The 20,905-nt window shown below is 56.2% G+C and carries 11 protein-coding genes and 2 rRNA genes; 5 read left to right on the top strand and 8 right to left on the bottom strand.

The window, feature by feature from the left end; translation table 11 throughout:
* The first annotated feature begins 3 nt into the window (after positions 1–3).
* The 5 genes from ACYVAC_RS07545 (at position 4) to ACYVAC_RS07565 (ending at position 6,397) form a co-directional block, all read left to right on the top strand.
* Entirely contained in the window at positions 4–1,335 is a 1,332-nt protein-coding gene (locus ACYVAC_RS07545) for a TolC family protein (RefSeq protein ID WP_461096987.1), read from the top strand.
* Between the two features lie 35 nt (positions 1,336–1,370).
* Positions 1,371–2,480, top strand: coding sequence for an HlyD family secretion protein (locus tag ACYVAC_RS07550; RefSeq protein WP_461096988.1), 1,110 nt, complete (start codon positions 1,371–1,373; stop codon positions 2,478–2,480).
* Positions 2,481–2,644: 164 nt separating this feature from the next.
* Positions 2,645–4,201 (top strand): DHA2 family efflux MFS transporter permease subunit, encoded by a 1,557-nt coding sequence (locus ACYVAC_RS07555; protein WP_461096989.1) that lies wholly within the window; start codon positions 2,645–2,647, stop codon positions 4,199–4,201.
* A gap of 231 nt (positions 4,202–4,432) precedes the next feature.
* A complete protein-coding gene (locus ACYVAC_RS07560) occupies positions 4,433–5,797 on the top strand; it encodes a UDP-N-acetylmuramate--L-alanine ligase (RefSeq protein ID WP_461096990.1) in 1,365 nt (454 codons plus the stop codon).
* Between the two features lie 45 nt (positions 5,798–5,842).
* Positions 5,843–6,397, top strand: a complete 555-nt coding sequence (locus tag ACYVAC_RS07565) for an LOG family protein (protein WP_461096991.1) — start codon at positions 5,843–5,845, stop codon at positions 6,395–6,397.
* Between the two features lie 84 nt (positions 6,398–6,481).
* Here ACYVAC_RS07565 and ACYVAC_RS07570 read toward each other — a convergent pair whose 3' ends face one another.
* The 8 genes from ACYVAC_RS07570 to ACYVAC_RS07605 all read right to left on the bottom strand — a co-directional run.
* Positions 6,482–8,776, bottom strand: a complete 2,295-nt coding sequence (locus ACYVAC_RS07570) for a GH92 family glycosyl hydrolase (protein ID WP_461096992.1) — start codon at positions 8,774–8,776, stop codon at positions 6,482–6,484.
* A gap of 23 nt (positions 8,777–8,799) precedes the next feature.
* Entirely contained in the window at positions 8,800–10,014 is a 1,215-nt protein-coding gene (locus ACYVAC_RS07575) for an ROK family protein (protein ID WP_461096993.1), read from the bottom strand.
* Positions 10,015–10,270: 256 nt separating this feature from the next.
* Positions 10,271–11,626: a vanadium-dependent haloperoxidase gene (locus ACYVAC_RS07580; RefSeq protein ID WP_461096994.1), complete on the bottom strand. Its 1,356-nt coding sequence runs from the start codon at positions 11,624–11,626 to the stop codon at positions 10,271–10,273.
* The gene (locus ACYVAC_RS07585; protein WP_461096996.1) at positions 11,623–14,883 is read right to left on the bottom strand and encodes a VCBS repeat-containing protein; all 3,261 of its coding nucleotides are present in this window, start codon (positions 14,881–14,883) and stop codon (positions 11,623–11,625) included. Before ACYVAC_RS07585 ends, ACYVAC_RS07580 begins: the two co-directional genes overlap by 4 nt.
* A gap of 199 nt (positions 14,884–15,082) precedes the next feature.
* Positions 15,083–16,684 (bottom strand): SusD/RagB family nutrient-binding outer membrane lipoprotein, encoded by a 1,602-nt coding sequence (locus ACYVAC_RS07590; protein WP_461096997.1) that lies wholly within the window; start codon positions 16,682–16,684, stop codon positions 15,083–15,085.
* A gap of 7 nt (positions 16,685–16,691) precedes the next feature.
* On the bottom strand, positions 16,692–19,805 hold the full coding sequence (locus tag ACYVAC_RS07595) for a SusC/RagA family TonB-linked outer membrane protein (RefSeq protein ID WP_461096998.1): 3,114 nt from the start codon (positions 19,803–19,805) through the stop codon (positions 16,692–16,694).
* 777 nt (positions 19,806–20,582) lie between these two features.
* A 5S ribosomal RNA gene (rrf, locus tag ACYVAC_RS07600) occupies positions 20,583–20,693 on the bottom strand.
* Between the two features lie 121 nt (positions 20,694–20,814).
* Positions 20,815–20,905, bottom strand: a 23S ribosomal RNA gene (locus ACYVAC_RS07605); the annotation flags it as partial.

Here is a 20,905-nt window from a genome sequence, read left to right on the forward strand (position 1 = left end):
CTTATGAAAACGTACATGACCAGCATCGGTCTGGGACTGCTGAGTGTCGGCTGCGCGCTGGCCCAACCGGCACCGGCGGTGCTGCCCCTCGACAGAGCCATTCAGCTGGCGCTGCAGAACAACAAAACCATTAAACTGGCCGACAGCCGCACGCTGGCCGCCGAAGCCCGGTCGCAGGAAGCCAAAGACCGTAGTTTACCGCAGGCCACTGCCTCGCTGGCTTATTCGCGCTACAGCCTCACCGGCCCATTCTCGCTGGGACAGGGTAGCGATGGCAAACCCCTGCTGGGTATTCCGGCCGGGGCCTTCAACGCCACCATCGGGGGCGTAACGGTAGCCAAGGAAGTGTTTGGCGGGTTTGCCGAGAAGTCGGCCGAACGATCGGCCGATCTGCTGGCCAAAGCCAGTCGGCTCGATGCCCAGCGCAACCGCTCCGAGCTGGTGTATACCGTTACCGACGCCTACTACAACATCATCAAGCTTATCAAGTCGACAAGCGTGATCGATCAGAGCATCCGCCAGTTCGACGAGAAAGAGCGCGACGCCCGCAATCTGGAGAAAGAAGGCATCGTAACGGCCAATGAAGTGCTGAAGATTCAGTTGCAGAAAAACAACCTGCAACTGAGCCGGCTGCAGGTTGACAAGGCCCGCCAGACGGCTCTGTACAATTTCAACCTGCTGGTAGGCCTGCCGCAGGACCAGACCATATCGGTCGACACGACGCTGGCCAACCCGGTTGTGGCGGCCGAGCCACTGGGCAATCTGCTGAATCAGGCCATTCAGGCCCGCACCGACCTGCAGGCCAATAACCTGCGCGTACAGGCGGCTCAGGCGCAGCTGCAGAACACCCGCAGCAGCCTTTACCCGCACCTGGGTGTGCAGGCTGGTTACAACTACATCAACCCCACGGCCCGGGTGATTCCCGAAGCCAACTCGTTTATCAGTGCCTGGAACGTGGGTGCCGGTATAACCTACAACATTGGCTCGCTCTACAACATGAAGGGTAAGCTGCACAGCGCCCAGGCGGCCATCGACCAGGCCAGCCTGCAGACACAGCAGCAGACCGATCAGATTCAGTCGGATGTGGTAACGGCCTACAACAACTACCAGCTGGCCCTCGAGCAGCAGAACGTGATCCGGACCGCTGTCGACCAGGCCCGCGAAAACTACCGCCTGACCGAGTCGCGGTTCCGCAACGGGCTGGTGGGCTCGACTGATCTGCTCGAAGCCAACAGCTTTCTGCTCCAGGCGCAACTCAACGTAATCAACGCTACTGTCGATGCCCAGCTTGCCTATCAGCGGCTGCTGCGGGCCACGGGTGGCAATCTTAACTAATACCAGTCGCACACACAGACGACATACAACCAACCATGAACAAGCAAACACTCATTCGCGTCGGGGGCGTTCTGATCCTGGCCATTGCGCTCTTCTTTGGGTACAGCGAATTCCGTTACCTCCAGCGCCACGAAACCACCGACGATGCCCAGATCGACGGCGATGTGAACCCGGTTATTCCGAAGGCGGGGGGCTACGTGAAAGCCATCCGGTTTAAAGACAATCAGTTTGTGAAAGAAGGCGATACGCTGGTGGTGCTCGACGATGCAGACTACCGCATTCGGGTGGCCCAGGCCGAAGCGGCTCTGCAAAGCGCTATGGCCGGCGCGGGCGTGACCCGCTCGAACGTCGGTGTGGCCTCGGCCACGGTCCAAAGTTCGCAGGCCGGGGTGCAAACGGCCCGCAATCAGGTCGCTACGGCCCAGGCCAACGTAACGGCTGCGCAGGCCCGCGCCCGCAAAACCAGCCAGGACTTTGATCGCTACAGCCGGCTGCTGGCCGAAAAAACCGTTCCGCAGCAGCAGTTCGACGCCGTACAGGCCGAACGCGATGCCGCGCTGGCACAACTTCAGGCCGCACAGGCCCAGCTCCAGACCGCACAGGCGCAGGTAGCTGCAGCCGGCACGCAAACGGGCGTGACCAACTCGCAGCGCCGGGCCACCCAGGATCAGATCTCGGTCGCTCAGGCCACCATCAAGCAGCGCCAGGCCGAACTCGACATGGCCAACCTGCAACTGTCGTACACGGTGGTTCGGGCGCCGGCTTCGGGGGTTGTCTCGAAACGGTCGGTACAGATTGGCCAGCTGGTACAACCCGGTCAGGCACTATGCTCGATCGTGGGCAACACCGACCTGTGGGTAACGGCTAACTTCAAGGAAACGCAGTTGAAACAGATGCAGCCGGGCCAGACGGTATCGATCGATGTCGATGCCTTCGAGGGCGATAAGCTGGTGGGCCACGTGGGTTCGTTTGCCGGCGCTACCGGGGCCAAGTTTACCCTGCTGCCCCCCGACAACGCAACGGGTAACTACGTGAAAGTAGTACAACGTGTTCCGGTTCGGATCGACCTGGATAAAAACAGCGCGCTCTACGCCCGTCTGCGCCCCGGTATGAGCGCAACGGTAGCGGTTGATTTGCAGAAGTAGCCCACGGGGTGAGAGTGCGGTTTAGGGTTTAGGGTTTACGGTTTTCAGTAGTCGCGGCCCGGCGGGTCACTGCCCGAGCCTGGTATAAGCCAGCTACTGAAAACTGTATGCCGAAACCATACCGGCTGCCCCCGACACGGCATAGTTAAAACTGAGTTACTGACATGAAATTAGGGTTTGACAAATGGATTGTGGTGCTGACCGTTACGACGGCGGCCCTGCTCCAGACCATCGACTCGTCGATCGTCAACGTGACGCTCAACCAGATGATGGGTAACCTCGGCGCATCGCTGGGCGATATTAGCTGGGTCGTTACGGGCTACGCAGCCGCCAGCGCGGTTATGATCACGATGTCGGGCTGGCTAACCGCCAAGCTGGGCCGGCGCAACTACTTCGCGGCCTCCATTATTTTATTTACGATTGCTTCCGTTTTCTGCGGCACCTCCACCAACGTGTGGGAGCTGGTGTTTTTCCGGGTGGTGCAGGGCATTGGCGGGGGCGGCCTGCTCACCACGGCGCAATCCATTCTGATCCAGACCTTTCCGAAAGAAGACCTTGGTATTGCCAACGCCATCTTCGGCATGGGGGTTATCATTGGCCCATCCATTGGCCCCACCCTTGGCGGCTACATCACCGACAACCTGTCGTGGAACTGGGTGTTCTACATCAATATTCCATTCGGCATTCTGGCTACCTGGCTCACCTACCAGTACATCAAGGAGCCGGCCGAGAAAATGGTGGCGGGCAAGATGGACTGGCTGGCACTCATTCTGCTCATTATGGGCATCGGCGGTCTGCAGATCATTCTGGAGAAAGGCGAAGAAAAAGACTGGTTCGACTCGACCTTTATTGTCGGCATGTCGGTGGCAGCGGGTGTGGGCCTGATCGGCTTTATCTGGCGGCAGCTGGCCGTTAGCCTGCCCATTCTGGATCTACGGCTGCTGCGGCAGCGCCGGTTTGCGGTCGGTACGCTGTTCAACTTTATTCTGGGCTTTGGCTTGTTTGCTTCGGTCTTTATCATTCCGGTGTTCTGCCAGACCATTCTGGGCTTCACCGCCAGTCAGACGGGGCTGCTGCTGATGCCGGGGTCGATCATGACGGGCCTGATGATGCCGGTTGTGGGTGGCTTGCTGAGCAAAAACTACATCTCCCCGGTCTGGTACGCGGCCATCGGCTTCCTGCTGTTTTTCGGCTTCTGTTTCGACCTGTCGGCCATCAGCCTGGCCGCCGGCCCCGATTATTTCTTCTGGCCGCTGATCGTGCGGGGCATTGGCATGGGGATGATCTTTATCCCGCTGACCACCATTACGCTCTCCGACCTGAAAACGGTGGAGATACCGCAGGGTTCGGCCCTGACGGGTATGATCCGGCAACTGGGCGGTACGTTTGGCACCGCCATCATGACCACCTACATCTCGACCCGCACCATGTTCCATGCCGCACGGCTGGGCGACAATGTGTCGGTCTACAACCCGCTGTCGGCCGAACGGATCCGGCAGTATACGAATCTCTTTCTGTCGAAAGGCGATGCCCTGATGGCAGCCACCAGCAAAGCCTACGGGGTGATGCACGGGGCCGTGCTGAAACAGGCACTGGTGATGACCTATGCCGATGCCTTTCTGGTTATCGGAGGCTTCTTCCTGATCTGTGTGCCGCTGTTGCTGCTGTTTATCGGCAAGAAAATCGAAGCACCGGCTCACATGGATATGGCCATGGAGTAGCCGCTTTCTGTACTCGTTTGTTCGGGTTTTCGTTTGTGCAAAAAGGCCGTCGGTACTGTTACCGGCGGCCTTTTTTTAGGGGTCAGACGCTACGTGAGGACCCATGCACACCTAGGGGCCCGGTAAGAACTTGGCGACAGGCTGCGGGTCGAGCCAGCCCGATTGAACAGTGGTTTCCCCAAACCAACGGAAAGCCGTACTTTTGCCCATAGTCGCAACAAATACCCACCCATGCCCCAAACCATCCACTTCATTTCCATCGGGGGGAGTGCCATGCACAATCTGGCCCTGGCGCTGCAGCATCAGGGAAACACCATTACCGGCTCAGACGATGAGATTTACGAACCGTCGCTGACGCGTCTGCAACACCACGGCCTTTTGCCGGCCCAGATGGGCTGGTTTCCGGAAAAAATTACGCCACAGCTCGACGCGGTCATTCTTGGTATGCACGCCCGCGCCGACAACCCGGAATTGCTCCGGGCGCAGGAGCTTGGCCTGCCGATCTTCTCCTACCCCGAATTCATCTATCAGCACAGCCGGCAGAAACAGCGCGTTGTCATTGCCGGCAGCCACGGCAAAACCACCATTACCGCGCTGATTCTGCACGTACTGCGCTACCACAAGCGCACATTCGATTACCTGGTGGGCGCGCAGATCGATGGGTTCGATACCATGGTTAGCCTGACCGAATCGGCTCCGCTGATTGTCATCGAAGGCGACGAATACGCGTCGTCGCCCATCGACCCGCGGCCCAAATTCCTGCATTACCAACCCCACATTGCCCTCATCAGCGGCATTGCCTGGGATCATGTCAACATCTACCCTACCTGGGATCTGTACGTCGATCAGTTCGAATCGCTGGCCGAAGCCATGCCCAAGGCGGGTATTCTGGTGTTCGACGACTCCGACAATATGCTCGACGTGATTGGGCAGAAAGACCGTCCCGACATCACCAAAATACCGTACCAGGCGCATCCCAACGAGATTGTAGAGGGTAAAACCTACCTGCTGCCCAAAAAGGGGGGCCGGGTGCCGGTACTAATCTTTGGCGAGCATAACATGAAAAACGTAGCCGGAGCCATGACCGTCTGCGACCGGATCGGGATCACCGACGATCAGTTCTACGAAGCCGTGAGCAGCTTTCGGGGAGCAGCCCGGCGGCTCGAAACGGTAGCGCAGCGCGACGGTCGGATTCTGTTCCGCGATTTTGCCCACGCCCCCTCGAAGGTCGAAGCCACCACCGAAGCCGTTCGGACCCAGTTTCCCGGTAAGTCGCTGGTGGCTGTGGTTGAACTGCACACGTTCAGCAGCCTCAACAAAGACTTTCTGGGTCAGTATAAAGGCACGCTCGATGCGGCCGATAAAGCTGCCGTGTATATAAACCGGCATACGCTGGAAAGCCGCGGCCAGGGTGCTTTCAGCCGCGACGACATCCGGGCCGCCTTCGGCCGCGATGATCTGGAGTTGTTTTTCGAGCCAGCCGACCTGCAGCAGTACCTGCTGGGCCAGCGTACCACGGCCGACCTGTTTCTGCTCATGAGTTCGGGCAACTTCAGCGGCCTCGACCTGCAGCAACTGGCCACTACACTGCTTTAACCGACTTTATATCCGCTTTTCCGGACACCCGTAACCTACGTTCCTATGCAAAGTATTGTTGTTTACTGCGGATCGAGCCCCGGCACGAATCCGCTTTATACCCAGCTGGCCATTGAGCTGGGCGAGAAGATGGCCGCGCAGCAGATCCGGCTTATTTACGGTGGCGGTGGCTTTGGCCTGATGGGTACCGTAGCCGATGCGGTACTGCAGCAGGGGGGCGAAGTAACGGGCGTTATTCCCAACTTTCTGGCCCAGCTGGAAGTCGCCCACCAGACGCTCACCGAAATTCACTTCGTGGAAACCATGCACGAACGGAAATACAAGATGGTGCAGCTGGCCCGGGGCGTTGTGGCCCTGCCGGGTGGGTACGGCACCTTCGATGAGCTGTTCGAGATACTGGCGTGGCGGCAGCTCAAACTCTACGATGGGCCCATTGTGGTGGTGAACGCCAATGGCTACTACGATCTGATGCTGCAACAGCTCGACCGTTGCGTAGCCGATGGTTTCCTTAAACCCGAAAACCGGGCCTTACTGCTCGTGGCCGATACCATCGACGAAACGCTCGCGCTTATTCGGGATTTCTGGACGCAGGCCGGCTAAGCCAAACGCTCCGACATAAAAAAATCCCCCGCTCTGCTGTGACGATGCCACAGTAGAGCGGGGGATTTTTTGGATTTCGATACGCTAGTTGGGGGCGGGCGCCGAGAACGAATAGGGCGCATCGGCTACCCGGGTACCGCGCTGCCGGTCGGGCTGATCGGTCATTTGCAGCTTCAGCGTGGCTCCCTTCAGCAGCTCGGTATGACTGAGCCAGGTCGGGCTGTAGGGCTTCCCATTCACCTGAACGGATTTTACGTAACGATTCTGCTCGCTGTTGGCGGGTGCGTCGATCGTCAGGGTTTTACCGTTTTCGAGCTGCACCTGTGCGTGCCTGAATAGCGGAGCGCCCATTACGTACTGATCGGTACCCGGGCAAACGGGGTAGAAACCCAGGGCTGAGAACACATACCAGGCCGAGGTCTGGCCATTATCCTCATCGCCACAGTAGCCATCGGGCGTGGGCTGATACATCCGGTTCATTACCTCGCGCAGCCAGTACTGCGACTTCCAGGGCTGGCCTGCGTAGTTATAGAGGTAAATCATGTGCTGGATGGGCTGGTTGCCGTGTGCGTAGTTGCCCATGTTCATGATCTGCATTTCCCGGATTTCGTGAATCACCGAACCGTAGTACGAATCGTCGAATACGGGGGGTACTACAAAGACCGAATCCAGCATGCGGGCAAACTCCCGGCGTCCGCCCATCAGGCCCGCCAGCCCCTGTACGTCGTGAAAAACCGACCAGGTGTAGTGCCAGCTGTTCCCCTCCGTAAAGGCATCGCCCCATTTGAAGGGGTTAAACAGCGACTGAAACGTGCCGTTCTCATTTTTGCCCCGCATGAGTTTAGTGCTGGGGTCGAACAGGTTGCGGTAGTTCTGGCTCCGGCGTGCAAACAGATCGATTTCGGCCTGCGGGCGTTTCAGGGCTTTGGCCAGCTGATAGATCGTAAAGTCGTCGTAGGCGTACTCGAGTGTGCGGGCCGCATTTTCATTGATCTTGACATCGTAGGGTACGTAGCCCAGCTTGTTATAATAAGCCGCTCCTTTGCGCCCTACCGAGCTTAGGGGCCCCTCGGTCTGGGTATTCTTCAGAATGGCCTCGTAGAGCGTATTGATGTTGTAGCCCTGCCGGTTGCCTTTCAGGTAAGCATCGGCAATGATCGACGCCGAGTTCGACCCCACCATGCAGTCGCGGTGGCCGGGGCTGGCCCACTCGGGCAGGAAACCGCTTTCTTTATACGCATTTTCGAGCCCGGCCATGATGTGGCTGTTCAGCGTAGGCTGCATCAGGTTGAACAGCGGAAAGACGGCCCTGAAGGTGTCCCAGAAGCCATTGTCGGTAAACATATAACCAGGCAGCACCTGCCCGTTGTAGGGGCTGTAATGCACAATCTGCTGGCTGGCATCCAGCTCATAGAACTTGCGCGGAAACAACATGGTGCGGTACAGGCACGAGTAAAACGTGCGGGTCTGATCGGCTGTACCACCGGTTACGGCTACCCGTTTCAGCTCGTTGTTCCAGACGGCTTTAGCTTTCTGCTTGACCGTATCGAACCCATCGCTACCGATTTCGGCCAGGTTACGCTCGGCCTGCTCAGGACTGATAAACGACGAGGCTACCCGGGCGTAGACCTGCTCGCCCTTGCGCGTACGGAACCCTACTACGGCCCCTACGTGATTGGCTTTCTGCTCCAGTTCGTTTGTCGACAGCACATCGCCATGCCAGACTGCCGTGTTGGCGAATGGCCGGTCGAACTGAATGACGAAGTAGTTTTTAAAATTGGCCGGCACCCCTCCGCTGTTTTTAGTGGTGTAGCCCACGATTCGGTTCTGGGCCGGAATAATCCGCACATACGACCCTTTGTCGAGCGCATCGATTACGACGTAGGCAGAGTCGGTCTGCGGAAACGTAAACCGCAGTGCAGCGGCTCGGTCGGTCGGGCTGATTTCTGTCGTGACGTTGTGATCGGCCAGGTAAACGCTGTAGTAGTACGGCTTGGCTACCTCCGATTTATGCGAAAACCAGCTGGCCCGATCGTCTTCCTTAAACCGACGAGCGCCGGTGATGGGCATGATGGCAAACTGCCCGTAGTCGTTGATCCAGGGGCTGGGCTGGTGCGTTTGCTTGAATCCCCGCAGCTTGTCGGCATTATAGGTATAGGCCCAGCCATCGCCCATTTTACCGGTTTGAGGCATCCAGCAATTCATGCCCCAGGGCAGCGTAATGGCCGGATAGGTGTTGCCCGTCGACAGGCTGGGTTTTGAATCGGTCCCCATCAGCGGGTTGACCCACTCGACCGGATCATCGACCCGGTCGACCGTCTGGGCATGAGCCGGCACCGACAGTGTAGCTGTCAGGGCGGCCAGTAAAATAAAACGCATACGTTGAGTTACTAAGGTTGGCATTAAGGGATTAGCTCCTGATCGAGCAGGTTTTGCAGCACATAGGCCTGCGCACCATACAGTTTAGCCATACCATCCAGTGTCGACTGTTCGATGGTCAGGTTATCGCGGTAGTTGGGCAGGCAGTATTTGGCAATGGCCTGTTCGATAGGCCGGATAATGGCCTTCTCGGCTTTGGCCAGTACGCCGTTTACGATGATGCGTTCGGGATTGAAGAGGTGTACAGCGGTGGCTAACCCCCGACCCAGCTCCTGCCCCACATCGCTCAGCAAATCGAGCGAAAACGCGTCGCCCAGACTGGCTTTGGTAATGATAGTCTCGATGGTCAGTTCATCCGGGTTTTCTTCGGAAAGCACCGAGATAGCCCCCTCCTGCAGGCCCAGCCGGGCTTTCCGGATCAGGGCCGACGCCGACGCCAGCGTGTCGAGGCAGCCCACCTTGCCGCAGTGGCAAAGTTCGCCCCCTTCCGTTTTCATCTGAATGTGGCCCAGCTCACCGGCAAAGCCGGCACTGCCCTGAAAAATCTCCCCCCCGATGATCACGCCCAGGCCAACGCCCCAGTCGATGTTTACCGACATCACGTGGCTTTTGCCGCGGGCCAGCCCAAAGCGGTGTTCGCCCAGAATGGTGGCCTGCGTATCGTTGATGAAGTAAGTCGGTGCACCAAAGACATCCTGAAACAGCTGCCCAAGCGACGGGCCCGGCCCATTGAGGTTGGCGTACGTATGGTTGATGTTATGGCGCGGGTCGACCAGGCCGGGCAGCGAAATACCCGTACCGATGACCTGCACCGAAAACGGCGATAACTGCTGAGCCAGCTGTTCGAGAGGCTCCCGCAGGATCGACAGAAAATTAGCGGAATGATCGAGCCCCAGTTCAATATCGAGCCGGCTCACTACCTGATTGGCCAGGTTAAACGCTACGAGTTTGGTATCGTGTATGGTGATATCGGCCACGATGGTTACGAAGCGGGTAGGGTCGAGCGCGAACAGGGATGGTTTCCGGCCAAACTGGGCATTGCCCGTACCGATGCCACGAACCCAGCCATCGGCACTGAGTTCATCGATGAGGTTGGTGGTCGACGGTACGCTGGTGTGGAGAATGCCCGCCAGTTGAGAGATGGTGCGGGAGTCGGATCGATAGAGTTCAGCAATCAGCTTACGCTTGAGTTTGCTTTTCTTCGTATCAATGACGGAAAGAACGGGGTTGTCCTGCATGATATCACGCGAATTTGGCTGGTGATGACTAACCGGCCAACGGTTGTGGAGTGAATATTTGGTTTGGTTTAAGGAAGTTTAGGTTAACGTAGTTTTTAAGCTGCCGGGTGGCCTGCAACCGAATGCAAATGTACGGCGCTCTACCTGAATGTATATGCGCCGGGCCAGCCGGCAGTCAAATAAGCGACCTGAATACCCTACCTACTTACTTCCATAGCAATGCATTTATCGTACCGGTTAAGACGCTGATTATCAATCAGCGTTTCTTCGTTGCCACGTTTGGGTGCGCCAGCATGGGCACAACGCCAGCCCGTCGGATACGATCAATCACAAACTGACCCAGGGCCCGGCCCTGCTCCTGCCCGTTCTCAATCGCATCGCGGTAATGAATGCCGCCGTAGAGCCTCGATATGGCAGCCTCAGCCGCTGCCTGCCGAAACGACGTGAACCGGCGTTCGGGCAGTTCAAAGAGCGTTTCGGTTGTGTCGGTAAACCCAAACGAATCGCCCAGCAGGTAAGTCAGCAATTCGGCTACCGCCGTCGAAATCACGCTGTGTCCGCTTGTATATTCCGGAAACGGCGGTGTTTGCAACAGCGGCTGCCAGCGCGGATTGATATAGCGGTTGATCACGGTTTCGGGCCGAATCCGATTGCTGCGGTACTTCTCATCCCAACAGCTGATAAAGGCGTCCATCAGCGTCATCGCCACCAGCGAGTGTATAGCAATTGCCCGGCCAAACGAAACATTGGCTTTGGCCGTAACCTGACTGGTGATGTTGATCCAGTGGCCCCCCGGACTGATTTTCTTGAAACCGATGGACATGTGGCCTGCTGTATTGACGGCGAAGGGATTACAGTCCCAGTAAGCGGCAATGGCCCGCTGTTCGGGTGTGAGTGACTGGCCCACACGGTAGACTTCATTGACCAGTTTATGGAAAGCGCTGCTACTGTCGCGGCTAAACGGTACGGGCGGAGCCGGCCTGAACTGGCTGCACGAATCAAGCAGCATCGGTGAGATGGTTCGCCAGTTTGGCTCGACTGCTTCGAGGTAGGCCGGGGGGGTCGGATACCAGTGAGCCTCGTCTTTGACGGGTCGGTAGCGCAGCCGCGTACTTAACCGGCTATACTGATCGCCAGCAGCCCGGCGCTGTATCTGTCTGGCCACCTGCTGCGCTACCGCTACCGACTGCTCGATCAGTGACGGTGCATAGCCCGCCTGCCTGGCTGCGGTAAGTAGCTTGGCCTGCTCGCTCTCCAGCAGGGAGCCCGATGGAAGTAGCAGGCGTCCTGTTTCCAGTATGCAGTAAAGCGCCGTCAGCTGTTCATCGCCGGGACGGGTTGTGTCGATCTGGATGGGCGTAAAATTGCGCACAAACCGACCGGGCGATACAACCTCGGCCGGGTGTCGCTGAGCCACAATCTCGTGAGCGCCCAGGAGACAATACGTGTAAAATCGGCTGGCTGCCGGCGGATTCACCACGTCGTGAATCATCACCATTGTCAGGGCAAAAACCGTTGGTTGCAGCCGGCTCTTCAGGTCGGGGCGGCTGGCCGTAACCCGAAGGCTACTGACCAGGCTTAACAGAAGCAGTAGAAACCGTACTCGTTTCATGGACGATTGGGTTTATAGAGTTGCAGCGGCTGGTTCATCGCTCCGATCAGCAGATAAGTGGCAGAACCCACCGGCAGTTCAAGCGCCGACTTCACATCGCCCGATACCGACAGGCCAGACTGGGGCTGGGGTATATACCGGAAACCACCCTTACCATCGCCCGCCAGCAGGCAGCCATAGTTGGCATCCATGCTGCCCAGTTTGAGCCGGTTGTCTGACTTATTACCCAGCAACAACAGATCGATTGTGCCATTTTTATCGAAATCTCCGGTCAGTGTTCGGGTGACGGGGGCAAACTGCGCTTCCAGCGGTAGCGACACCGGCGCAAATCGGCCATTGGTTTGCAGAAAGCAGGTCGTATGCAGGTCATTGACCACGAGCCGACGAGCGTTGCTCAACTGCTCCGGCGTGAAAATTTCGGTGGCCGTTGCGTCGGCGTAGTCTTTGTAATAAGCAAACTTCCGGCGCATGGCGTAAATCTGATCATTCAATTCATCACGGCTCACAAACGGATAGGTCTTACCCTGTACGTAAAAACAGAAAAAGGGGTCAACCGAGCCGTTCTCGTCGAAATCGGCATACAGCAGTTCGGCGGGCTCTGCGGCCGACGCCTTGATCTGTGTGTTCAGCCCCAGGTTGCCCGCCACGATGTCGCGCTGACCGTCGCCGTTGAGGTCGGCTACCGTCAGCGACAGCCAGAAGCCGTTTTGCCCATCGGGGAAATACGTTTTGGTAGCATCGACGAACCCCTCTTTTGTATTGCGATACACTTTGATGGGCATAAACTCACCGCATAGAATCAGATCGGGTCGGTTGTCGGCATCCAGGTCGGCCCACTGCGCATCGGTCACCATACCCACCATCGCAAATGGCATTGGCACCCGGCTGAACTGCCCCGCGCCGTTGTTTTTGAGCAGGTAGGACACCGGCGTTTCGGGGTACCGGCCCGGCACTACCCGCCCCCCCACAAATAGGTCCAGATCCCCGTCGCCGTCGTAATCGGCTGGTCGCACACACGATTTGCTGCTTCCGCTCAGATCCGGCAGAGCCGTTTTGGCCAGCACGAGTTGCCCGTGACCATCGTTCAGGTACAGTTCGTCCTGCAGGGCGGGCGTATTGGGCTCAAACAGCGAGTAGCCGCCGTGGGCCAGATACAGATCGTCGAACCCATCGTTGTTGGCGTCGAAGAACTGGGCCGCCGAAACAGCCGAGCCGGTTTCATCGCTCAGCGTAAGGCCCGGTAATTTGGCAAAACGGCCCGCCGGCTGCTGCAGCCAGACTGCCCCCGGCTGTTTCTGATCGCCACTTACAAACACATCGGTCAGGCCATCGTGGTTTACATCGCCCCGGGCCAGCACTGGGCCCGTGTTCGAGTACATCCAGAGCATAAGGGGTTGCCGCTTAAAATCGTTTTCGGCAAAGCCCTCGTGCGTGTACGGCAGCACCGACGACACAGCCAAGAACACGGCCGGCCAGCTCGGTGTCACCCACTGGCTACGGTCGTTGCCCACCTGCTCGATCGTCAATAACTGATTGATGGGTTGTTGCCGCAATACCTGCCGGGTCTGATCGGGCCACTCCACCACGATCGAGTCGATCTGCGTAGCCGTGCCTAGTCCAAGGTGCAGAGTAGCCGGCTGCGCCGAGAGGTAACCACGCGTCTGCTGCAATTCCTGATACTGCTGCTGTCCGGCGGCAAATACGGTTACTTTAGTGCCAATCGCGCTTCTATCGCCCCGAACTGCCCGTAGCTTCAGCTGTACGAAGGCATTCCGGTTCTGCTCCCGGGCCATGTTCTGGTAAATGGTGGCGGGTTCGTTGATGTTATTTACGATCAATTCCAGATCACCGTCGTTGTCGAGGTCGGCATAGGCTGCCCCACTCGATATGGTGGGTGTGTTGATGCCCCAGGCCTGCTGCCGGTTGGCAAAGGTCAGGTTGTGCTGATTCTGAAAGATGTAGTTGGCGACTTTGGTAGCGGGCATGGCCTTCACCAGATCCATCAGTTGCACCGGCTCCCGATCGATCGCCTTCTTCACCTTGTAGTCGCCCCAGTATTTCAGAAAATCTTTGTTCGTGTAGTCGCGCAGGTAGCCGTTTGTGATGAACAGGTCTTTGTAGCCATCGTTGTCGAAATCAGCCAATAGCGGAGCCCAGCTCCAGTCGGTATTCGACACGCCCGCCACCTGGGCAATCTCGCTGAACGAAGGCAGCCCGTCGGGACCGTTTCCATTATTCAGCTGGAGCGTGTTGCGCATAAACTGCCGATGCAGGTTCTGCTGCACCATCAGCTCAAACGATTCGTAGTTCTCCTGCAATTGCAACAGCTTTTGCCGGCGGTTGTCTTCGGGCAGCATATCCAGCGACATGATATCGGGCAACCCGTCGTTGTTGTAATCGGCAATGTCGACGCCCATCGAAAACTGCGACAGGTGGCGCAGCTGCTGCTGGGTCGATTCCCGAAACGTCCCGTTTTTCTGGTTGATGTACAGGTAGTCGGGCTCATTGTAATCGTTGGTGACGTAGAGATCGGGCCAGCCATCGCGGTTGATATCGGCGATAGCCACCCCCAGCCCAAACGTGAGCGGATACTGGTAGATGCCCGCTTTCTGGCTTACATCCACAAACCGATTTCCCTGATTCTCGAACAGTTTGTTGCCGGCCAGCGCATCGGTTTCGCCGTGGAGCCGCGCCAATTCGAGGTTGTCGTATTTCTTGACGTTGTGATTCAGCAGAAACAGGTCGAGGTCGCCATCCCGGTCGTAATCGAAAAAGGCAGCCTGGGTGCTGTAGCCGGGGTCGTCGAGGCCGTATAGTTTGGCCTGCTCCTTGAAATGCACCTTACCGTCCTTACCAAATCCCTCATTGATGAAGAGTTGATTCCGCCGGGTAGCCTCATCGCCTTTGCCGGAGTAGCATACGTACAGATCGACCCAGCCATCGTTGTTGACATCGCCTACCGTGACCCCCGTTTTCCAGCCCCGTGGCCGACCCGCCAGTTCGGTACCCGCTTCACGGGTCTGGTCCTTAAACGTTAGTCCGCCTGCGTTTATGTAGAGTTTGTTTGGCTTGAGATTGGCCGTAAAGAACAGATCGATCAGGCCGTCGTTGTTGAAGTCGGCAGCCGCTACGCCGGCACCGTTATAAAAATACTCGTATGACAATACATTCAGCTGCTCGTTTTCGTCGATGTCGTTGCGAAACGCGATGGCTGTCTGGCTGGCGGGCAGGGGTCGAAACAGAGTCGACTGCGCCATCAATTCCGATCCGGCCAGGGTGATAAGAAGAAAAATTAATACTATAGAGGATCGACTAATAAGCCGTACAAGTAGCTCGTTCACAGCACATAATAAGGTTTTTCTACCGATAAACGAAATAAAATCCCGGATTTATACCACTTAAACAAAAAAGGTAAGGGGCGCATTGCCACCTTACCTTTCCTGTGTCAGTTCGTGCTTACTTATCCCACCATACGCGCGACGACCAGGTGTCGCCACCCGTTAGTTTGCCGATGGCCGTTGAGTAGCTCGCCGTGTTGAGCGTAGCCTCGTTGGTTGGATACGGCTGCCGGCGCGGAATAACACCGCCCGAGAAGTTACCCACGTAGTTGACTGGTGTCAGTTCGGGGTAGCCCGAGCGCTTCCAGTTGTTCCAGGCCTCCATGAAGTTCATCAGCGTACCGGTGGTAGCCCAGTACTGTTCGTTGATTTGTTTCAGGGCGTTGGTCGTCGTCAGCGGCTTTGCATCGGCGTAAGCAGCTGCTGCCGTTGCGCTGATCGCAGCCGAGCCGCCAAAGCGCGACAGCGCCTGGATACCGGCAATAACTCCGTTACGATAGTGCTGGGCAGCTGTACCACCCACGGCAAACCCACGCGTAACGGCTTCGGCCAGCAGCAGTTCGGTTTCAGCATACGTCAGTACAAACAGGGGAGCGTTCCGGTTGCGGTAGAACGCCGTTGGCCGCGAGTACTTGCCGATCGGCGTTACATCGTCGCCCGACCCCGTTGGGCCCGGATAGCCAGCCGATTTGCTGATATCCGTGGCACCGCCGTTCAGGTCGAATCCGTTGGGCAGACCAAGCTGCGAAGCCGGAGCCGACGTACCCGAGGTAGCCGCATCCTGGTTGGCTTTCAGGCCAGCCGCCGGCACCTCGGCAATAACGCCCAGGCGGGGATCGCCGTTGGTTTTCAGGTAGTCGATCAGCGACTTGCTCCAGCGCACCTGGTAGATGTCGTCGAGCGTCGTCAGCGCCTGGCCGTTGCTGTTACCGTACCCATTTGCGTTGTCGGGCATTACGTAGGCATCATCGTCGATGCTGGCAAAAACGCCACCGGCCACTGCTTTCTCGGCGTAGGTTTTCGCCGTTGCCGGATCAACCTTCGTCAGCCGCATCGCCAGTTTAAGCATGAGCGAGTAACCATACTTTTTCCACTTCGAGATGTCCCCTTTGTAGGGAAAGGCATCGTTGGTCGGCACATCGCCCGACGTGCTCAGAGCCGCGGTGGCTTTGTCGAGCCGGCTCAGCATCGAACTGTAGATGGCCTGCTGCGAATCGTAGGCGGGCAGCGTCGTGCCGGCCTTACCCATCAGCGCCTGCGTGTAAGGAATGTCGCCATAGGTATCGGTGATGGTAGCCAGCGACTGTACCTGCATGATTACGGCAATGTTGTTCAGGTTAGCCCGGGCCGCATTGCCATTGGTCAGCTGCTCCATTTCGTAGGCGTAGCTGGCGGCATTGTAATCGATGCTCCACGTCCGCTGCAGGTAATCGTTGGTGTTACCCGAGATCACATATTTGTCGGCATTGGTATAGTAGTTGGCACCACCCGAACTGGTCGACGCCAGCACCTGCACCCACATGCTCTGGAACAGAATTGGCCCGTTGTAGCCGGCATTGGCGTTCACGTGGTTGAACTGAATGCTGGGTAGCAGCAGGTTGGCGTCGAATGTACCCGACGAAGCCCGCGTTGGGTCGATATTGAGCGCGTCGAACGAATCGTTACACGAAAACTGCAGCGCTCCGATGAGGAAGGTTGTTGCGATTAATCTCTTCTTCATTGTCTTCTTATTTAAACTTAATGTTCAGGTTGACACCGTAGTTACGTGTAGCCGGCAGGTTGCCGCCTTCAATACCCGAATAAGTCAGGTTTGACCCGAACGAAGCTTCAGGATCGATGTTGGTGGTTTTCTTCATGATGTAGAAGAGGTTCCGCGCAACAAACGAAACGTTTACCGTACGAATGAGGGGCAGTTTCTCCAGCAGGCGAACGGGCAGGCTGTAGCCCAGCGTCAGCTGACGCAGTTTGATGAAGTCGCCGTCGACAACGCTCGTCTTGGTTACGTTGTTAGCCAGCGCCGTGTAGTAATCCTGTGCGGCAGCCGTTACGGTGTTGGTTTTGCCATCGCTCGTAACCCCCGTCAGGATGCCCGTTTCGCGGCCAGGCAGCGTCAGCTTATTCAGACCCCGGCGGATCGAGTAGTTCTCGGTAGCCGACAGAATTTTGTTGCCATAGTTGTAGTCGACCAGGAACGACAGGTTGACCGGACCCAGCACGAATTCGTTGTTCAGACCACCATACAGGGTTGGCAGTACAGTACCCATGTCGATCAGATCGCCCCGCACCGGCAGGCCCGAAGCATCGACCACAATCTGACCGTTGGCACCGTACTTGTAGTCATACGCCCGAATCTGCGGACCAGCCATGCCTGGTTTAAACGCCGTGATGGCGTTGCCCAGCGTGGCCCGGTTCTGACCCAGCGAGATTGGGTTGTTGTTCAGGTCGGTTTGCAGAATCTTGTTGTGTACCGACGTCAGGTTCAGCGACACGTTCCAGGTCAGTTTCGACGACCGGATCGGTGTGCCGTTGATCTGTACTTCCAGACCATTGTTCTGCACTGAACCCGTCGCTACTACCCCACTCGTGTAGCCCGTTGCCCAGCTGTAGTTGGCCGGCATGATTTCATTACGCGTTTTCTGGGTGTAGTACGCCACATCAAAGCCCAGACGGTTGCCGAAGAAACGCATCTCCAGACCGACTTCCAGTTCTGATTTCGAGAAGGGCTTCAGAAATAGGTTAGGCAGCGCCGAACTGAAATTACCCGTTGGGATGGTGTTGATCGCATTACCTACACCGTAGTACACATCGGTCAGATACGGATCGATGGCCTCACCACTGGTTACGGCATACGAAGCCCGCAGCTTACCGAAGCTTAGATTGGGTACGTTCACCAGATCCGAGAAGACAAGTGCCGTCGATACCGAAGGCGTAAACAAACTACGGTTGCCAGCAGATAGCGTCGAATAAGTGTCGTAACGGCCCGTGGTGCTCAGGGTCAGGAAGGTTTTATAAGCCAGATCAAGACTATAGAAACCCGAGTTGATTTGCTTTCTGGCAAATTCGTACGAGCGGTTGAAGTTAACTACGTTGTTGTAGCTGTACAGGTACGGCAGCACAAAAGGACTTCCGCTCACGCCAATCTTCTCGTAGTAGTTTTTCCGGATGTTACCGCCCAGAATTGCATTCAGCGTCAGGTCCGACGTAATGTTACGGTTGATCCCAAGCAAACCATCGATATTCAGTTCGGTCCGCTGTGCGTTCGACAGTTCGTTCAGTGCACCCTGGCCTTTGGGGCTCGAGCTGATCGAGTACGACGTACCCCAGGGCGTAACGTTCATGATACGGTCGTTAGCATTATCATACCCGACCCGAGCCTGCGCGTAGATCCAGTCGGCAAACTGGTACTTGGTCGAGGCCATCGAGATAATCCGCTTCCGCTGAACGTTGTTCACGTACTGGTTGACCACGAAATACGGGTTCGTTACGTAGTTATCGTCACTGAAAACAACTTCCTGACCTGTCGTTGGATTGAAACCGGGCGCCAGAATGCGCTCATCGATGTTCGTAGCCAGCAGCAGACCGTTGTTGGCATTAAGTGGACCATCGCTCAGCTGGGGTTTGTTCTTCACCTGCTCATCGATGTAGTTGGCCAGAATGCTGAAGCTCAGTTTCGACGTTATGTTTTGATCGGCCGTCAGGTTAACCGTTTTCCGGGTCAGGCCCGTGTTCGGAATGATACCTTTGTTGGCCAGGTTCGACAGCGACAGCCGGAACGAACCATTATCGCCCCCTTTCGTTACCGACACCGTATTGGTGAAGTTCGAACCGATGTTGTAAAAGTTCTTGATGTTGTCGCGCTGTGCCGTGTAGGGATACTGCTTGCCATCGAACTGAATTACGTTCGATCCATCCAGTTTAGCGCCCCAGCTCATCCGGCCCGTAGCCTGTGCCGCGGCAACCGTAGTTGGCTTCTGGCCGTTCATACCCTGACCATACTCGTATTGAAAGTCGGTCAGGTTGAGCGGCTGATCGGCCGTCAGGTTCATATTGTACTCAACGGCATAGTCGCCTTTTTTACCGCGCTTGGTCGTTACGAGGATAACGCCATTCGACGCCCGCGACCCATACAGGGCCGAGGCCGACTGCCCTTTCAGAACGGTCATCGTTTCAATATCATCCGGGTTCAGGTTACCCAGTCCATCGCCACCGTCGGCACCACCCCACTGACCAGCGCTACCACGCTGCGTGTTGTCCATAGGTACGCCATTGATAACGATCAGAGGAGCGCCGGCCGAGTTCATGCTGGGCATACCCCGCATCAGAATTTTAGAGGTACCGCCGGGCCCACTGTTGGTTCCCCGCACGCTCAGACCCGCTACTTTACCCACCAGTGCGTTACCGATGTTGTTTTCGCGGGCTTTAGTCAACGAGGTTCCATCAACAGTCGTTACGGCGTAACCCAGCTTACGAGCTTCTTTCGAAATTCCCAGGGCCGTTACAACAACCTCATTCAGCGTTGCATCGCCTGGCTGTAGCTTTACGGTGATCACCGACTGATTGCCGACCGCTACTTCCTGCTTTAGATAGCCGATATACGAGAATACAAGTACTGCGTTGGCGGCCGGTACACTGATCCGGTAGTTACCGTCGCCATCCGTGTTGGTTCCTTTGGTGCTTCCCTTAATGGTTACCGATGCACCAGCCAGGCTATTCCCTTTCTCATCCTGTACTTTTCCTGAGACTTCCTGGGCAACGGCCAGAGATGGCGCGAATGCAAACAGCAGCCATGCACCCAGCAGGAGTAAAGCCTGCGCTGAGGCTTTCCGTAGCTTTGGTTTCATAAACGATTAATTTGATTGGTTGACAACACTTACTGAACTGAAGTACTGGACTGTTAAAAACTTAGTCGATACGTAGGTATTAATAGGGGCATAGTACTACCCGACCGGGTGAAATACTCGACTGACTCTCAGGATAATTACTCAAGACGTGTCTTTAAATGGCTAACTAATCCCTTGTAAACAAAGTTAGTCTAGTCGGTTAGATGACTTTTAAGCCCTATTAAATTCTGAACTACTAAATTTTAGAGCAAATATATTCTTACTTTCTAAATAATTTTAGAATTAAATCGATCAAAGCAAAAAAAACAAGTATGTACACCAATTACTTTTCAAATATCCTAATAATGCAAATTTTACTCATTTTTGTTTTAGGTAGTTAAGCTTTGCTAACATCAGCCCTAAGCCAAATTTTCTTAACCTGTTCGTCCTATGCAACCAATGCATCCCATTGATTCGTCTGCCTGCGCTTCAACCCCCGCTTCAGAATCGACCAATAGTGTTTTAACTGTATAAATTGAGCTCCTGATCATCCTGTTTTTGATCTCACTCACAAAGCCTGTATTCCTTTTTGGCGGGTATGCTACTTACAAGCCCCCTCTTGACTATATCACAACGACACGAGCGTGTGCTAATACAGGTTAATCCTTATTTACACCGGCTTTTAAGCTGATTAAGTTCGTATTTAGTCAATCTATATTGGCCGTTTTGTGGGGTAGCCCTAAACGAAAAAAGTCTGCCGACCTTCGTCAGCAGACTCTCCCCGCTCTCAAATAACACAGGTGGCACCTTCCTACTCTCCCGCTTGTGACAGCAGTACCATCGGCAGTGCGGGGCTTAACGGCTCTGTTCGAAATGGAAGAGGTGTTCACCCGCCTTAACTGCACCAACCTGTATATACCTTCGGTAACCCTTCAGCTACCTAATTCCTGCAGTCTTTTTCCCCACAGAGAGAAACGCACCACACAACCAGACTACTCCACCCTAAGCTCTTATCTCGTAAAACACTTTCCTAATCACGCGTCCGGGGCCATTAGTACGGCTCGGCTCCATGCATCTCTGCACCTCCACCTGCCGCCTATCAACGTCGTCGTCTCCAACGC

Source organism: Spirosoma luteolum, from assembly GCF_054778875.1.

Bases quoted from the DNA above. Each gene is read 5' to 3' on its own strand.
- ACYVAC_RS07550 (WP_461096988.1), top strand. From the start codon at position 1,371: ATGAACAAGCAAACACTCATTCGCGTCGGGGGCGTTCTGATCCTGGCC.
- ACYVAC_RS07595 (WP_461096998.1), bottom strand. From the start codon at position 19,805: ATGAAACCAAAGCTACGGAAAGCCTCAGCGCAGGCTTTACTCCTGCTG.
- ACYVAC_RS07545 (WP_461096987.1), top strand. From the start codon at position 4: ATGAAAACGTACATGACCAGCATCGGTCTGGGACTGCTGAGTGTCGGC.
- ACYVAC_RS07590 (WP_461096997.1), bottom strand. From the start codon at position 16,684: ATGAAGAAGAGATTAATCGCAACAACCTTCCTCATCGGAGCGCTGCAG.
- ACYVAC_RS07555 (WP_461096989.1), top strand. From the start codon at position 2,645: ATGAAATTAGGGTTTGACAAATGGATTGTGGTGCTGACCGTTACGACG.
- ACYVAC_RS07560 (WP_461096990.1), top strand. From the start codon at position 4,433: ATGCCCCAAACCATCCACTTCATTTCCATCGGGGGGAGTGCCATGCAC.
- ACYVAC_RS07575 (WP_461096993.1), bottom strand. From the start codon at position 10,014: ATGCAGGACAACCCCGTTCTTTCCGTCATTGATACGAAGAAAAGCAAA.
- ACYVAC_RS07570 (WP_461096992.1), bottom strand. From the start codon at position 8,776: ATGCGTTTTATTTTACTGGCCGCCCTGACAGCTACACTGTCGGTGCCG.
- ACYVAC_RS07565 (WP_461096991.1), top strand. From the start codon at position 5,843: ATGCAAAGTATTGTTGTTTACTGCGGATCGAGCCCCGGCACGAATCCG.
- ACYVAC_RS07585 (WP_461096996.1), bottom strand. From the start codon at position 14,883: ATGGCGCAGTCGACTCTGTTTCGACCCCTGCCCGCCAGCCAGACAGCC.
- ACYVAC_RS07580 (WP_461096994.1), bottom strand. From the start codon at position 11,626: ATGAAACGAGTACGGTTTCTACTGCTTCTGTTAAGCCTGGTCAGTAGC.